The organism is Pseudomonas sp. FR229a (assembly GCF_030209115.1).
GTDB classification, from domain to species: Bacteria; Pseudomonadota; Gammaproteobacteria; order Pseudomonadales; family Pseudomonadaceae; genus Aquipseudomonas; species Aquipseudomonas moraviensis_A.
In genome coordinates, this window is record NZ_JARVSP010000012.1 from 141155 (window position 1) to 157280 (window position 16126).

At 61.4% G+C, this 16126-nt stretch carries 13 protein-coding genes; 3 read left to right on the top strand and 10 right to left on the bottom strand.

Annotated elements, in window-relative coordinates; translation table 11 throughout:
* Positions 1 to 72: 72 nt before the first annotated feature.
* The 7 genes from QRN33_RS11200 to QRN33_RS11230 all read right to left on the bottom strand — a co-directional run bounded on the left by QRN33_RS11200 (position 73) and on the right by QRN33_RS11230 (position 8006).
* Positions 73 to 867 (bottom strand): iron-containing redox enzyme family protein, encoded by a 795-nt coding sequence (locus tag QRN33_RS11200; protein ID WP_285408591.1) that lies wholly within the window; start codon positions 865 to 867, stop codon positions 73 to 75.
* Between the two features lie 46 nt (positions 868 to 913).
* A complete protein-coding gene (locus tag QRN33_RS11205) occupies positions 914 to 3373 on the bottom strand; it encodes an EAL domain-containing protein (RefSeq protein WP_123418998.1) in 2460 nt (819 codons plus the stop codon).
* Between the two features lie 137 nt (positions 3374 to 3510).
* Positions 3511 to 5328: an ABC transporter ATP-binding protein gene (locus tag QRN33_RS11210; RefSeq protein WP_285408593.1), complete on the bottom strand. Its 1818-nt coding sequence runs from the start codon at positions 5326 to 5328 to the stop codon at positions 3511 to 3513.
* Positions 5321 to 5923, bottom strand: coding sequence for a DsbA family protein (locus QRN33_RS11215; protein WP_172667887.1), 603 nt, complete (start codon positions 5921 to 5923; stop codon positions 5321 to 5323). Before QRN33_RS11215 ends, QRN33_RS11210 begins: the two co-directional genes overlap by 8 nt.
* Positions 5924 to 5958: 35 nt before the next feature.
* On the bottom strand, positions 5959 to 6900 hold the full coding sequence (trhO, locus tag QRN33_RS11220; RefSeq protein ID WP_064361494.1) for an oxygen-dependent tRNA uridine(34) hydroxylase TrhO: 942 nt from the start codon (positions 6898 to 6900) through the stop codon (positions 5959 to 5961).
* A 272-nt stretch (positions 6901 to 7172) separates the two neighbouring features.
* The gene (locus QRN33_RS11225; RefSeq protein WP_065616855.1) at positions 7173 to 7472 is read right to left on the bottom strand and encodes a BolA family protein; all 300 of its coding nucleotides are present in this window, start codon (positions 7470 to 7472) and stop codon (positions 7173 to 7175) included.
* A gap of 12 nt (positions 7473 to 7484) precedes the next feature.
* A complete protein-coding gene (locus tag QRN33_RS11230) occupies positions 7485 to 8006 on the bottom strand; it encodes a DUF2059 domain-containing protein (protein ID WP_039760068.1) in 522 nt (173 codons plus the stop codon).
* Positions 8007 to 8197: 191 nt separating this feature from the next.
* Here QRN33_RS11230 and QRN33_RS11235 point away from each other — a divergent pair, with 191 nt between their 5' ends.
* Positions 8198 to 9592 (top strand): class II fumarate hydratase, encoded by a 1395-nt coding sequence (locus QRN33_RS11235; protein WP_285408594.1) that lies wholly within the window; start codon positions 8198 to 8200, stop codon positions 9590 to 9592.
* A gap of 104 nt (positions 9593 to 9696) precedes the next feature.
* Here QRN33_RS11235 and QRN33_RS11240 read toward each other — a convergent pair whose 3' ends face one another.
* The gene (locus tag QRN33_RS11240; RefSeq protein WP_083352237.1) at positions 9697 to 10656 is read right to left on the bottom strand and encodes a DMT family transporter; all 960 of its coding nucleotides are present in this window, start codon (positions 10654 to 10656) and stop codon (positions 9697 to 9699) included.
* A 210-nt stretch (positions 10657 to 10866) separates the two neighbouring features.
* On the opposite strand from QRN33_RS11240, the gene QRN33_RS11245 reads away from it, so the two are divergent.
* Positions 10867 to 11067, top strand: a complete 201-nt coding sequence (locus QRN33_RS11245; RefSeq protein WP_083352236.1) for a DUF6316 family protein — start codon at positions 10867 to 10869, stop codon at positions 11065 to 11067.
* Positions 11068 to 11168: 101 nt separating this feature from the next.
* Here the strand turns inward: QRN33_RS11245 and QRN33_RS11250 are convergent, their stop codons facing one another.
* Both QRN33_RS11250 and pap read right to left on the bottom strand, forming a co-directional pair.
* Positions 11169 to 12353, bottom strand: coding sequence for a thiolase family protein (locus tag QRN33_RS11250; protein ID WP_116657992.1), 1185 nt, complete (start codon positions 12351 to 12353; stop codon positions 11169 to 11171).
* A 103-nt stretch (positions 12354 to 12456) separates the two neighbouring features.
* The gene (pap, locus tag QRN33_RS11255; protein WP_042607955.1) at positions 12457 to 13971 is read right to left on the bottom strand and encodes a polyphosphate:AMP phosphotransferase; all 1515 of its coding nucleotides are present in this window, start codon (positions 13969 to 13971) and stop codon (positions 12457 to 12459) included.
* 172 nt (positions 13972 to 14143) lie between these two features.
* Here pap and mnmC point away from each other — a divergent pair, with 172 nt between their 5' ends.
* Positions 14144 to 16123, top strand: a complete 1980-nt coding sequence (mnmC, locus tag QRN33_RS11260; RefSeq protein WP_285408599.1) for a bifunctional tRNA (5-methylaminomethyl-2-thiouridine)(34)-methyltransferase MnmC2/FAD-dependent 5-carboxymethylaminomethyl-2-thiouridine(34) oxidoreductase MnmC1 — start codon at positions 14144 to 14146, stop codon at positions 16121 to 16123.
* Positions 16124 to 16126: the final 3 nt, after the last annotated feature.

Genomic DNA, 16126 nt, shown 5'->3' on the forward strand with positions numbered 1-16126 from the left:
AGAGGGAGTGTCAGACAACGATTCGTTGAATGACCCACCGCTTTCGCGAGCAGGCTCGCTCCCACAGTTCTATCAGCTCTCGGTTACGGTCCTGCGCTCGCGGCCGACCAGCAACCGCTCCGACGTTTCAAGCTGCATGCACCGTTCGAGGAACAGGTACATGTAGTCGTAGCTCTTGCAGATCGCCTGCCGCAGCTCGGCCTGCAAAGCCTTGGTCGGGTTCAGGCCGGCCAGGGTGCAGATGATTTCCAGCGCTTCCCACGGGTGGGCATCATCGTACTGGGCGTGCATCTTCAACCACTTCATCGCGCGCTTGCGGTCCTCTTCCGGGAACGCCGCCGCATAGACCCCGGTCGAGCAGACCACCGCTGACCACTCCCCGGTCGCGCCCTCGATCGCATAGTTGGTCGCGGCGATCGCGACGATCAGCGAATCCGCCGAGCTGGTGTGCCAGCACCAGTGACTCAGGGCGTGCAGCTCCGGTGGCACTTGCTGAGCCTGGAGATCTTCGAGGCTGACGCCATGGGCGCGGCTCCAGTGCATCCAGTAGTCGGCGTGATTGAGTTCGACGCGGATGTTGCGCATCAGCCAGCGCCGCGCCATGTCCTCGCCGGGATGGCGGGCGAAGCGGGTCTTGGTGAGGTTCTGCGCCATGTACAAGGCAAACTGCTCGACCACCGGCCAGCCGCCGATCAGGTACTGGCGCATGGTTTTCGCGCTGAGTTTGTTGTCACGCATGCGCTGATAAAGTTCATGTTCGACAACCCGGCGCTTGCTCTCGCTGCAATCCTTGATGAGCTGTTGTGCCCAGGCAGGATAACTTGCAGCTTCCATGAGGGGTCCGGTTCGGTTGAATGTGTCGATCACTGTTCGGCTCCTTTTGAGTTGTGATGGCAAGGATCGGCGAGAGACTTCAACGGAACGTGCCAGGCGCTTTGAACAACAACGGCTGCGGTCTGGCAGGGCGACTTTGCAAACTGTCACAGGTAAACAACTGCGGACGCTCTATGACATAACCCTGAGCATAATCCACACCTATTTCAAGCAATGCCTGTTCGATCTGGTTAGTTTCAACAAACTCGGCAATTGTCTGCTTACCCATAACATGGCCGATGTGATTGATCACCTCGACCATTGCCCGATTAATCGGGTCGTCCAGCATGTCCTTTACGAAACTCCCGTCGATCTTCAGGAAGTCTACAGGCAAATGTTTCAAGTAAGCGAATGAAGACATTCCGGCACAAAAGTCATCCAGGGAAAAGTGACAACCTAAGCCTTTGAGTTCATTGATAAAACGAATTGCGCTGCCAAGATTGGCGATTGCACTGGTTTCAGTAATTTCAAAACAAATCATTTCAGGCGGTATAGCGTAGTTAACAAACTGTTCGCGCAGGAAGTGCAAAAACGCGTCATCTCCGATAGTAATGCCTGACAGATTAATCGCACACATCGCTAACGGAAGTTCATGTTCCTGCTCAATACACTGAGCAATTACCTTAAACACGTTCTGAACTACCCAGCGATCTAACTGGGTCATCAAACCATAGCGCTCTGCCGCCGGAATAAAGCTGTCCGGCAAAATCATCCGCCCCGACTCATCGTGCAGACGCAGGAGGATCTCGATGTGCCCGGCCTGACCGGGTTGCGGTTTGAGCGGCGCGATCTGTTGCGCATACAGGCAGAAGCGGTTTTCCTCCAGCGCCATGTGCAGCCGTTGCACCCAGGCCATTTCACCGAAGCGCATGGACAGTTCGGAATCGTCGGCGTGATAGACCTGCACGCGGTTGCGGCCCTTTTCCTTGGCCATGTAGCAGGCCATGTCCGCCGCCCGCAGCGAGGCCTCAAGGGTGGTCGGATTCTGCGCCACGTGGACCAGGCCGATACTGACCGTGGTCAGAAACGGCCGCCCTTTCCAGACAAAATGCAGGTTCTGCACGGTCTGGCGCAGGCTCTCGGCAATCTTCTCCGCCACCTCCGGCGGGCAGTTCTCCAGCAGGATGCCGAATTCGTCGCCGCCCAACCGCGCCAGCGTGTCGCCCTCGCGCAGGCCCGATTGCAGCAGCGTGCAGATATGCCGCAACAACTCATCGCCTGCCGCATGGCCGCAGGTGTCGTTGACCAGTTTGAACTGGTCCAGATCGAGGAACATCAGCGCATGCCGCCCGGGCTGGCGTGTCAGGTTGTGCAAGGCCTGTTCGAGGCGATATTCGAATTCGCGGCGGTTGGCCAGCCCGGTCAGCGCATCATGGGTCGCCTGCCACGACAGATTGGCGATGTACTGCCGCTCCTGGGTCATGTCGTGCAACACCAGCACGGTGCCGCTGACATTGCCGGCATTGCGGATCGGCGCACCGACCAGGGTCACCGACAACGTGCTGCCATCCAGACGCTGAATCAATTTGGAATGCTCGCTGCCGCCGCTGAGCTGACCGCTGAGAATGTGCTCGATCAAGGTCAGCCCTTCGGTCTGGGCATTCTCGTCGAGCAGGTTGAACAGCGCAGACAGCGGCAGGCCCGCCGCCTGCTCGGCCTTCCAGTGGGTCATGGCTTCGGCGGCCGGGTTCATGTAATCGATCGCGCCGTTGACGTCGGTGGTGATCACGCCATCGCCAATCGACTGCAAGGTGATATGCGCGCGATCCTTCTCCAGTTGCAGTGCCTGGGCAAACTCATGTCGTTGTTTGAGCAGTTTGTGCGTGCGCCACAGCGCCAGCACGATCAGACCCAGCGCGGTGGCCAGGTTGGTGAACAGCAAAATCCGCATGATCACCCGCGACCCTTCGCCCAAGGCATCGCTGAAAGCCCTGGCTGCCGGGGTCACGGCATCGTTGATGGCGAAGATCTGCACTTTCCAGCGCTGCACATCGCCGGGGCTGGCCTGGTTCCGGGCAATGCCCTGATGCATCTCCTGCGCGACTTCGTGCAGTCGGTCGAGATAGGCGTCGCCGACGGTCCAGCGCTCGATCGCCGTTTCGAGATAACTGAAGTGACGGAAATTGAGGTACAGCCAGATCAGGCTGGAAACGTCGTCGGGGTGATTACCACCCTTGAGTATCCCTTCGCGCGCGGCCTGCAGATCCGGCGGCTGACGATCCAGCGCCAGGCGCAATTCGTGCCCGCCTTGGGGCACGGCGATGGCCGTCAGGTACTTGCGGTAGATCGCCTCGTCACGGCTGTCGGCGTAGAGGTTCAAATAATAGATGGCGTCTTTCTGGCCCTTGGACCACAGGCTTTCTCCAGCCACGTAGCCACGCACGGCCGAAAGCACGTAAAGGCTCACGCCCCCGAGTAATGCCTGGAACACCACGACAGCAATAAAGGGCCAGACGATACCCAACAACCGTGGTGTTCCCAGAGTCTGCTTTTGCTTCATGAGAGTCCTTGCATGAGCACTGCCCGCTCGCCTTCCGGGCGAATTCGCTATGACGAGACTAGGTGGGGTTCTCGTTCAAGGCAAGGCGCGGCCTTACACCGCGCGCAGAACGTCTGACAGGTCGGCGAAGGTTTCGATCAGTGCTGTTGCAAGTTGCCGTAGAGCTTGGCGTACAGACCGCCGTCGGCGATCAGTTGGCGATGGTCGCCGTCCTCGGCGATCTGCCCGCCGTCGAACACCAGCACCCGGTCCGCCTGCTTAACCGCCGAAAGGCGATGGGCAATGATCAATGTGGTGCGACCGTTGAGAAATTTCGCCATCGCCTGATGCAGGTTGTACTCGGTGGCGGCGTCGAGGGCCGAGGTGGCTTCGTCGAGAATGACCACTTTCGGCTCGGCGAGGATCATCCGTGCGATCGCCAGACGTTGGCGCTGGCCGCCGGACAAACGCACGCCGGAACGACCGACGATGCTGTTGAGGCCATCTGGCAGCGCGCGGATGGTCGAGGCCATTTGCGCAATTTCCAGAGCCTGCCAGCAGGCTTCGTCGCTGCGAATCCGGCCCATGGTCAGGTTGGCGCGCACGCTGTCGTTGAACAGTGCCGGATGCTGCAGCACCACCGCGACGTTCTCGCGCACCGTCTCCAGACCGATTTCCTGCTGGGTCGAGCCGCCGAAGCGGATGGTCCCGGCCGCTGGCGTGTACAGGCCCAACAGCAGCTGCACCAAGGTACTCTTGCCGCCGCCGCTGGCGCCGACAATCGCAACTTTCTCGCCGGGCAGGATCGACAGGTTCATCTGATCCAGCACCAGCTCGTCGCCATAACCGAAGCTCAGGCCTTGCACCTCGATGCCGACGGTGTCGCGGCCCTTGAACGGATCGACGCCGCCGGGATACTGCGGCTCGTCGGCGCGCGCCAGCAGTTCATTGATCCGCGCCAGTGCGCCGCCCGCCGCGTAGTAGGCGTATTGCAGGTTAAGCAACTGTTCGACCGGGCCGATCATGAACCACAGGTAACTGAACACCGCGAGCATCTGGCCGATCGACAGGTCGGAAAACAGCACGGTGAGCATCGCTGCTGCGCGGAAGATGTCGATGCCGAACTGGAACAGCAAACCACTGGCGCGGTTCGAGGCGTCGGTTTTCCACTGCGAGTTGACCGCGTAGTTGCGCACTTCCTGCGCTCGCACCCCGAGACGCCCGAGGAAATAGCCCTGGCGGTTGCCGGCGCGCACTTCCTGAATCGCATCGAGGGTTTCACTCAGCGCCTGGGTGAAGCGCGAAGTGCTGTCGTTCTCCAGTTTCTTCAGATGTTTGACACGTTTGCCCAACTGCACCGTGGCGTAGATCACCAACGGGTTGAACAGCAGAATCAGCAGCGCCAGCTTCCAGTGCATCCACATCAGGATGCTGGCGGTGCCGACCAGGGTCAGCATGGCCACAAGGAAGCGGCTAAGGGTTTCGCCGACGAATTTATCCAGCGTGTCCAGATCGGTGACCAGATGCGTCGTCACCGTACCGCTGCCAAGGCTTTCGTATTCGCCGAGGGAGATACGCTTGAGCCGTTCGATCAGACGCACGCGAATCCGGTAGACGATGTCCTTGGCCAGCCGCGCGAACAGCCGCGACTGCAAAACACCAAAACACAGGGCGCTGCAACGCAGAGTCAGGGTCACCACCAGCATCAGGCCGATATAACCCGCCGCCTGCTGCCACATGCTCGGCAGGAAATGGTTCATGACTTTCAGTGCCGCATCGCCGTGGCCGAGCAGGACTTCGTCGACCAGCAATGGCAGCAGCAACGGAATCGGCACACTGCACAACGTCGCCAGCACAGCCACGCCGTTGGCGATCCACAGGGATTTCTTGTGATGCAATGCCAGACGCCGGACTTCGGCCCAGCTCAGCCGGTCGACACGCTCTACGGCTGGCGTGTCATCGGCCCGGTCAGACACAGGCCGCGCGCTCCAGCCAGCGGCCGAGCAATGGCGAAAGCTCGCTGAGCGGTTGATAGCCGTTGGTCAGCAGCGCCAGTTGACCGTTGCGCTCGGCGAGCAGGGTCGGGAATCCGGCGATGCCCAGATCCTGCACCCAGCTGAAATCGGCCTGGGTCGCCTTGTGCTGCTCGGCATGATCGAACAGCGCGGCGAATTCGATACGCGGCACACCGGCCTGCTCCGCCAGTTCGACCAGCACGCTGGCCTGAGTGACATCGCGACCTTCGGCATAGAACGCCTGCTGGATCAGCCCGACCAACGTCCACGCGCAATCCGGCGCCAGACTGCGCGCGGTGACGATGGCGCGACAGGCCGGTTCGGTGTCGTAGACAAATCCGTCAGGCAACGCGCCGTCGAATTTGAACGGCTGGCCGGTGGCCTCGGTGACCGCTTGCCAGTGCTCCAGAATGTAGCGTCGCGTGGTCGGCTCCAGCGCCGAACCGCTGCCGGTACGCAAACCGCCAACCACCAGATGCAGCTCGACCCCGGCTGCCTGCGCCTGCTCGACCAGTGCCTTGGCCACCGGAGCAAATCCCCAGCACCATGAACACATCGGATCCATCACATAGAGCAGGCGCGCAGACATGGTTAAGCCTCGGTGGATGCTTGCTTATAGTTGTAGCCGATCGGGTGCGGCTGGTTGCGCGCCTTGGCCAGTTCGATCTGCTTTTGCCGATCGATGGCGCTGCGCCGGGTCTTCTCGCTGAGCTTGTCCCAGCAATGCGGGCAACTGATGCCGGCGACGTAGTGCTCGGAGGCGCGATCCTCAACGCTGACCGGTGTGCGGCAGGCATGACATTGATCGTAGTCGCCTTCCGTCAGGTCGTGACGCACGGTCACGCGGTTGTCGAAGACGAAACAGTCGCCGTGCCACTTGGTTTCTTCCTGCGGCACCTCTTCGAGGTATTTCAGAATGCCGCCCTTGAGGTGGTAGACCTCTTCGAAACCTTCGCCGAGCATGTAGCTCGAGGCTTTTTCGCAGCGAATGCCGCCGGTGCAGAACATCGCGACCTTCTTGTGCACGGCCGGGTCGAAGTGTTCTTTGATGTAGTCGGGAAACTCGCGAAAACTGGTGGTTTTCGGATCGATGGCGCCTTCGAAGGTGCCGATCGACACTTCGTAATCGTTGCGCGTGTCGATCAGCAGCACTTCCGGGTCGCTGATCAGCGCATTCCAGTCCTGCGGCTCGACGTAGGTGCCGACCTTCTTGTTCGGGTCAACGCCTTCGACGCCGAGGGTGACGATCTCTTTCTTCAGCTTGACCTTGGTGCGGTAGAACGGCTGCTCGTCGCAGTAGGATTCCTTGTGGTCGATATCGACCATGCGCGGATCGTTCTTCAGCCAGGCGAGCAGACCATCGATACCCTCACGGCTGCCGGAAACCGTGCCGTTGATGCCTTCTTCGGCGATCAACAGGGTGCCTTTGATGCCGTTGTCGACCATCGCTTGCAGCAGTGGCTCGCGCAGGTCAACGTAATCTTCGAGGGTGACGAACTTGTACAGTGCCGCCACGACAATCGGTTGTGTCATGGGTATTTCTCCAGGTGGCTACCCTCGCAAAGGGTGAACCGGATTCAAAAAAAACGCGCCGGCTAAGCGGCGCGTTGCGGATTCTAGCAAAAAACACGGTCAATTGACGGTGCACTGATATCTCTGTGGCGAGGGAGCTTGTTCCCGCTTGGCTGCGCAGCAGTCATAAAACCAGCAAGCGCATTCCTTCAGCCCGTGCACCTTTGCAGCCTCGGGAGCGCTGCGCACTCCAGCGGGAGCAAGCTCCCTTGCCACAACAGCCCTCACTATCCTCAGTGTTTGCTACCGCCAGCACAGGTCGGCGACGCCGGGGCGCCATCGAGCTCTGCCCATTCCTGCGGGGTATAGGTGTGCAGCGCCAACGCATGGAACTCGCCCATCAGCTCGCCGAGCGTGCCGTAGACTTTCTGGTGACGCTTGACCCGGTTCAGGCCTTCGAACTGCGCGCTGACCACCACAGCCTTGTAGTGGGTCTGTAACCCGCGACTGTGCATGTGGCTTTCGTCCAGCACTTGCAGGTGCTCAGGCTGTAACAAAGCCAGCGTCGATTCGATGCGTTGTTGCATGGTCATCACGAACTCCGCTTACTTCTTCTTGGCCGGCGCAGCAGCGCCTTTCGGGTCCAGCTCTTTGGTCATGTCGTCGAGCAGCTTGTTGACCACAGGCACCGCGCTTTCGAGTTTGCCCTGGGTCATCTGCGCCGACTGCTGGGTCAGCTGCGGCATTTTTTCGAGGACTTTCTTGCCCAGTGGCGACTGGTAGAAAGCCACCAGATCCTTCAGCTCGGATTCGCTGAAGTTGCTGGTGTAGAGCTTGACCATGTCCGGCTTGAGCTTGTTCCAGCCGATGGCCTGGTCCAGCGCGGCGTTGGCCTTGGCCTGGTAGGTTTCGAGAACGGCTTTCTTCGACTCCGGCGCTTTGGTCTGTTCAAAGCGCTGGGCGAACATTTGCTGCACTTGCATGTACACCGGGGTACCCAGCTTGTCAGCGTGAGCCAGCGTCAGGAAAGCTTCGGCACTGGCGTTGTGGCTGGCGGTATCGGCAAGCACCTGGCCGCTGGCGCAAACCAGTGCAACCGCGGTACAGATGGCGCGAAGACGAGTCATCGAGTTTCCTTTAAGCAAAGCGAGGTCGAACCCCAAGGGCGACCATTCTGCGCCTAACAATCGCTGTGGCTCAACCCCCGCCCCTTGCCGCGCTTGATTGGCGGGGCTTTGCGGTCAACAATCGAGCCGATGGAACCACCCGGGCCGATGCCGGCCTAAATTGCGCCAACAGACCAACAGGAGTGTGCACGATGAGCCGTATCGAAACCGACAGCCTGGGCCAGATCGAAGTCCCGGACGACGCTTACTGGGGTGCTCAGACGCAACGCTCGCTGATCAACTTCGCCATTGGTCAGGAACGCATGCCGCTACCGGTGCTGCATGCCCTGGCGCTAATCAAGAAAGCCGCCGCGCGGGTCAACGACCGCAACGGCGATCTGCCCGCCGACATCGCCCGCCTGATCGAACAGGCCGCCGATGAAGTCCTCGCCGGTGAGCACGACGAGCAGTTTCCGCTGGTGGTCTGGCAGACCGGCAGCGGCACCCAGAGCAACATGAATGTCAACGAGGTGATCGCCGGCCGCGCCAATGAACTGGCCGGCAACCCGCGCGGCGGCAAGTCGCCGGTGCACCCGAACGATCACGTCAACCGCTCGCAAAGCTCCAACGACTGCTTCCCTACCGCCATGAGCATCGCCACCGCCAAAGCGGTGCAGGAACAGCTGCTGCCGGCGATTGCCGAGTTGTCCGGCGGCCTCGCTGAACTGGCGGCGCGCCATATGAAACTGGTGAAGACCGGGCGCACGCACATGATGGACGCGACGCCGATCACCTTCGGTCAGGAGCTGTCCGGGTTCATCGCGCAACTGGATTATGCCGAGCGCGCGATTCGTGCCGCATTGCCCGCGGTCTGCGAGCTGGCGCAGGGCGGCACTGCGGTGGGCACCGGGCTGAATTCGCCCCACGGCTTCGGTGAGGCGATTGCTGCCGAGCTCGCTGCGCTGTCCGGCTTGCCGTTCGTCACCGCGCCGAACAAATTTGCCGCGCTGGCCGGCCATGAGCCGCTGGTCACCCTGTCCGGTGCGCTGAAAACCCTCGCTGTGGCGCTGATGAAAATTGCCAACGACCTGCGTCTGCTTGGCTCGGGTCCGCGCGGGGGGTTCGCGGAAGTGAAGCTGCCGGCCAACGAACCGGGCAGCTCGATCATGCCCGGCAAGGTCAACCCGACCCAGTGCGAAGCGCTGTCGATGCTCGCCTGTCAGGTGCTCGGCAACGACGTGGCGATCGGTATTGCTGCGAGCCAGGGGCACTTGCAGTTGAACGTGTTCAAACCAGTGATCATCCACAACCTGCTGCAATCGATCCGCTTGCTCGGCGATGGCTGCAGCAACTTCCAGCAGCACTGCATCGCCGGACTCGAGCCGGATGCCGAGGCCATGGCCAAACATCTGGAGCGTGGGCTGATGCTGGTGACTGCACTGAACCCGCACATCGGTTATGACAAGTCGGCGGAGATCGCCAAGAAGGCCTACAGCGAAGGGCTGACCTTGCGTGAGGCGGCGCTGCAGCTGGGTTATCTGACCGATGAAGAGTTCGATGCGTGGGTGCGGCCGGAGAACATGATCGAAGCGGGCGCCAAGGGCTAGATCTGTAGCGTCTGTTAGTAAGTCATCGCGAGCAGGCTCACTCCTACAGGGGGTACGCATTTCAACTGTAGGAGTGAGCCTGCTCGCGATGAAGATGACGCGGTTTAACTGGCTGCCATCTTCAGCCGCCGCGCCCTGAGCCCGGCAATCAACGATGGCCCCAGCGCCACCAGCGCCGAACCCAGCACCACCAGCACCGCCCCGCCATAGCCCAGGGCATTGATCTGCTCGGCATGCACATACTCGGGCCAGATCCGCGCCGCAATGGCCACCGCAACAAACGTCACCAACGGCGTGATCGCCAGCGTCGCACTGACCCGCGACGCTTCCCAATGCGCCAGCGCTTCAGCGAATGCGCCGTAAGCGATCAAGGTATTCATGCAACACGCCAGCAACAGCCAGCCCTGCAGCGGGCTCAGCGCCAGCGCTTCCAGCGGATGCACCCACGGCGTCAGCAACAGCGCGCAGAACAGGTAGATCACCATCATCACCTGCAACGAATTCCACACCGTCAGCAATTGCTTCTGACCCAGCGCGTAAAAGGTCCAGACGGTCGACGCCAGCAACACCAACAGCACGCCAGCGGTGTAATCGGACAGCGAGGTCAGCAGTTCGGCCAGGCGCTGATTGAAGAACAGACCAAAGCCGATCAGCAGCACCAGCAAGCCGATGCCCTGGCCGATGCTGAAGCGTTCCCTGAACACGAACAGGCTGGCAATCAGCAACATGATCGGGCCCATTTGCACCACCAGTTGCGCGGTGCCGGGGCTGAGCAGGTTGAGGCCCATCAGGTACAGCACGTAATTGCCGACCAGCCCCAGCACGGCCATCAGCACCAACCAGCCGCCCTTGGGGCCGAGCACCTTGCGACTCGGCAGGCGTTTGACCGAGGCCAGATAGATGAACAGGCAGCCGCCGGACACCAACAGGCGAAACCAGGTCACCGTGACCGGGTCCATCACCAGCAGCACCTGTTTGAGCTTGATCGGCAGGATGCCCCACAGAAACGCGGTCAGCAGCGCCAGGAACAGTCCGTACACCCAGCGCCCCGATGAAATGTGCATGCGAACCCCAAAAGCCTGCTGACAAGAGCGGTCATTCTAGGCGCCCTGTCCCGTGCAACACAGGGACAGTTGCCGGCAGGCCGCGAATGAAACTGTGCAGGTCGCAGCAGTAAACCGCCACGCCGCCGTTGATCGGCCGGACAGGCGCGCCAAGTGCTTCAGGCATAAGCTGATTGCAGACTTTTCCACACATTGATCAGGGAGACCGACATGTACGCCATGCGCGCCGAGGACAGCGCCCCCGCCACCCGTTTTCGCAGCGACCGTGTGTGTCGGGTCAATGGCGAGCTGTATTTCAGCACCCGGGAAAATACCCTTGAGGGGCCGTTTGACAGTCAGGTGATTGAGCGGGAGATTCAGGCTTATATCGCGCGGATGCAGCGGCAGGATTCCAATCGGACAACCGGTTGATGCCATCGCGAGCAGGCTCACTCCTACATTTGGAACGCGTTCCCCTGTAGGAGTGAGCCTGCTCGCGATAGCGGTTGATCAATCAACACAATCTTCAGGATTTAGCGCACCGCCTCAAACAACCCGCTTGCCCCCATCCCGCCACCCACACACATGGTGACGATGCCGTAACGGAGATTGCGCCGCTGCAACTCGCGAACCAGATGCCCGACCTGGCGCGAGCCGGTCATGCCGAACGGGTGGCCGATGGAAATCGAGCCGCCATTGACGTTGTACTTCTCGTTGTCGATCTCCAGCCGATCGCGGCTGTACAGGCACTGCGAAGCGAACGCCTCGTTCAATTCCCACAGATCGATATCCGCCACTTGCAGGCCCTTGGCCTTGAGCAGTTTCGGCACCGAGAACACCGGGCCGATGCCCATTTCGTCCGGCTCGCAACCGGCCACAGTGAAACCGCGGAAAAACGCTTTGGGTTTGAGCCCCAGCTCCAGGGCTTTGTCCAGACTCATCACCAGCGTCATCGACGCACCGTCGGACAGCTGTGATGAATTGCCCGCCGTCACCGAACCGTCGTCGGCGAATACCGGCTTCAAACCGGCAAGGCTTTCGTAGGTCGTGTCCGGACGGTTGCAGTCGTCGCGCTCGACGACACCGTCGACAATCTGCACTTCACCGCTGGTCTTGTCTTCGACGCGGTATTTCACCGCCATCGGCACGATCTCGTCATCGAACAGGCCGGCTGCTTGCGCTTGCGCCGTACGCATCTGGCTTTGCAGCGCATAACGATCCTGCGCTTCGCGGCTGACGCCGTAACGGCGCGCCACCACTTCGGCGGTCTGGCCCATGGTGTAGTAGATGCCGGGAGTCTGCTGCTTGAGCAGAGGGTTGATCAGGTGATCGGTGTTGACGCTTTTCAGGGTCAGGCTGATCGACTCGACGCCGCCGGCAACGATGATCTCGCTGCAACCGGAGGCGATCTGGTTGGCGGCGATCGCAATCGCCTGCAGGCCCGACGAGCAGAAGCGGTTGAGGGTCATGCCGGCGGTGCCGGTGCCCAATCGCGAGAGCACCGCGACGTTGCGGCCGATGTTGTAGCCCTGCGCGCCTTCGTTGGAGCCGGCGCCAACGATGCAATCCTCGACGCTCGCCGGGTCGATATCGTTGCGTGTCAGCAGCGCATTGACGCAGTGGGCCGCCATGTCATCGGGGCGGGTCTGGTTGAACTTGCCGCGAAAGGATTTGGCCAGGCCGGTCCGCACGCTGTCGACGATCACCACTTCACGCATGGCATACCTCATTGTTGTTGTCGGTTGAGAGTGGACCTGAGCATAAGTCCACCTTCTTGCCGACCGCGAGGATCATTCACCCGGCGTATGCGCGGCCATCGTCTCAGTCCTTGTGCTTCCGGGCCTTCTTGTCGGACTTCTCGAACGCGTCTTCCAGCGCGCGGTTGATGGTGCGCAGGACTTTCACCCGTGCCCAGCGCTTGTCGTTGGCCTCGACCAGGGTCCACGGCGCGATCTCGGTGCTGGTGCGATCGACCATGTCACCGACTGCTCCACGATAGGCGTCCCACTTCTCCCGATTGCGCCAGTCGTCTTCAGTGATCTTGAAACGCTTGAAGGAAATCTCTTCGCGCTCCTGAAAGCGCTCCATCTGGGTGTCCTTGTCGATGGCCAGCCAGAACTTGACGACGATGACCCCGGCGTCGGTCAGCTGCTCCTCGAAATCATTGATCTCGCCATAGGCGCGCAACCAGTCGGCCTGGGTGCAGAAGCCTTCGACGCGCTCGACCAGCACCCGCCCATACCACGAGCGGTCGAACACGGTGAATTTGCCCCGTGCCGGAATGTGTCGCCAGAACCGCCACAGGTACGGTTGCGCGCGCTCTTCTTCGGTCGGCGCGGCAATCGGCACGATGCTGTACTGACGCGGGTCGAGCGCCGCCGCCACCCGCCGGATCGCGCCGCCCTTGCCGGCCGCATCGTTGCCTTCGAACACCGCAATCAGCGCATGGCGACGCATGCGTTTATCGCGCATCAGCCCGGACAGGCGCGCTTGCTCGCTGATCAGTTGTTCTTCGTAGTCTTTCTTGTCCAGACGCTGTGTCAGGTCGAGGCTGTCAAGCAGGTTCAACTGATCGACCGGCGCCCCCAACGGCGCGGCGCTCACCTCACGCGGATTGACCTCGGCACGTTTGAGCGCACTTTGCAGTCCTTCAAGGAGAATCTTGCCCACCGCCAGGCTGCGGTAGTTGGCGTCGGCGCCTTCAATGATGTGCCACGGCGCATAGTCGCGGCTGGTGCGGCGCAACACGCGCTCGCCGTATTTGACGAACTTGTCGTAGGTCTGCGATTGCTGCCAGTCCAGCGGACTGATGCGCCAGCTGTGCAGCGGGTCGTCGGCCAGTGATTTGAGCCGCGCTTTCATCTGCTTTTTGGACAGGTGAAACCAGAACTTGAAGATCAGCGCACCTTCATCGCAGAGCATCTTTTCCAGACGCTCGGCGCCGGCAATCGCCTGATCCAGACGGGGATCCTTGAACAACCCATGAACCCTGCCCTGCAGCATCTGGCTGTACCAGTTGCCGAAGAACACCCCCATCCGCCCCTTGGCCGGCAGCATCCGCCAGTAGCGCCAGGCCGGTGGCCGCGCGAGTTCTTCATCGGTTTGCTGGTCGAAGGTGCGCACTTCGATCAGGCGCGGGTCCATCCATTCATTGAGCAGTTTGACCGTCTCGCCCTTGCCCGCCCCTTCGATGCCGTTGATCAGGATGATCACCGGGAAGCGCTTCTGCTGCTGCAACTCGAACTGCGCTTCCAGCAAGGCTTCACGCAGCGCAGGGACCGCCGCCTCATAAGTGTCTTTGTCGATGGCGTGACCGATTTCAGCGGATTCAAACATGGGACGGCTCCTTCCAGGGTTCAGCAAGACTAGCGGATTGGGCACGGGCGCGGCGCAGAAATTCCCTGTGTTCAACGATTGTCCCCGAGCGGTCGATGCTGGACCTTGCGCTGGATCAGGCAGCCCTCGCGCGATCGGCTAGAATGGCCGCCTTGTGTTTGCCGAGCCTGCCATGAAAGCCGAAATGCCCCACGCCCAACTCGACTGGGATGACCACGGACGCCCACGTTCGCGGGTGTTCGATGACGTGTATTTTTCCGACCAGTCGGGGCTGGAGGAAACCCGTTACGTGTTCCTCGAACAGAACCGCCTGGCCGAGCGTTTCGCTGCGCTGCCGGCCAATGGGCGCCTGGTCATTGGCGAAACCGGCTTCGGCACCGGGTTGAATTTTCTCTGTGCCTGGCAGCTGTTCGAGCAACACGCAGTGGCGGGCGCGCGCCTGCATTTTGTCAGCGTCGAGAAGTACCCGCTGGCGCCTGCGGACCTGCACCGAGCCTTGGCCTTGTGGCCGGAGCTCAAGCCGTTGGCCGATCAGTTACTCAAGCACTACGTAGCGATTCATCCAGGCTTTCAGCGCATCACGCTGGCCGGAGGTCGGGTGACGCTGACCTTGCTGATTGGCGAGGCACTGGAGCAACTGCCGCAACTCGATGCGCAGATCGACGCGTGGTTTCTCGACGGTTTCGCCCCGGCGAAAAACCCCGACATGTGGACGGCTGAACTGTTCGTCGAACTGGCGCGTCTGGCCGCGCCGGGCTCGACCATCAGCACCTTTACCAGCACCGGTTGGGTGCGACGCTTGCTCAATGCTGCCGGGTTCAAGATGAAACGCACGCCGGGCATTGGCCACAAATGGGAAATCCTGCGTGGCGAGTTTCTCGGCTGGCCCGCCGAGGTGGCGGCGCCAGTGCCGGCAAAACCCTGGTTTGCCCGCCCTGCTCCGTTGCGCGGCGAACGCCGGGCGTTGGTGATCGGCGCCGGTCTCGCCGGCTGCGCAACGGCGTCGAGCCTGGCGGCACGCGGCTGGCACGTGAGTCTGCTGGAGCGTCATGCTGAGGTGGCGCAAGAAGCCTCGGGCAATCCGCAAGGCGTGCTCTATCTGAAGCTGTCCGCCCATGGCACCGCGTTGTCGCAGTTGATTGTCAGCGGCTTCGGTTACACCCGGCGACTGCTCGAAACGCTGCAGCGCGGTACTGACTGGGATGACTGCGGCGTGCTGCAATTGGCGTTCAATGCCAAGGAAGCCGAACGTCATGGGCAACTGGCGACGGCGTTTCCCGAAGATCTTCTGCAATGGCTGGAACAGCCTGAAGCCCAGGCGCGTGCCGGTGTAGGCGTGGCCCATGGCGGTTTGTTCTATCCCGAGGGCGGTTGGGTGCATCCGCCGGCGCTGTGTCAGGCCCAGGCGATGCACGTCAACATCGAACTGCTCAGCCATCACCATGCCCTGGAGCTGCGCAAGGTCGCTGACCAGTGGCAAGCCTTCGACGGCGAACGCCTGCTCGCCAGTGCAGCGGTTGTGGTACTGGCCGGAGCCGCAGACATCAAACGCTTCGCCCAGAGCGCCGAATTGCCGCTCAAGCGCATTCGCGGACAGATCACGCGTCTGGCTGAAACCGCAGAAAGTCATGCCTTGGCGACGGTGGTGTGCGCCGAAGGCTACGTCGCCCCGGCGCGTCTGGGCGAGCACACCCTGGGCGCCAGTTTCGACTTCAACAGCGACGATCTGACGCCCACGACCGCCGAGCATCAAGGCAATCTGGCAATGCTCGAAGAGATCTCCAGCGATCTGCTGGCACGTCTGAACATCAGCGAGCAGCCGCTTGAGCACCTTGAGGGCCGCGCCGCCTTCCGCTGCACCAGCCCGGACTACCTGCCGATCGTCGGCCCGCTCGCCGATCGCGCAGCCTTTGTCCAGACCTACGCGGCCCTGAGCAAGGATGCCCGGCAAGTGCCAGACGCGCCCTGCCCATGGCTCGACGGACTCTACGTCAACAGCGGCCACGGTTCTCGCGGACTGATCACCGCGCCGCTGTCCGGCGAACTGCTTGCCGCGTGGCTGGACAACGAGCCGCTGCCGTTGCCACGCAGCGTGGCCGAAGCCTGCCATCCCAACCGTTTCGCATTACGGCAGTTGATTCGCGGCAAGTGAACC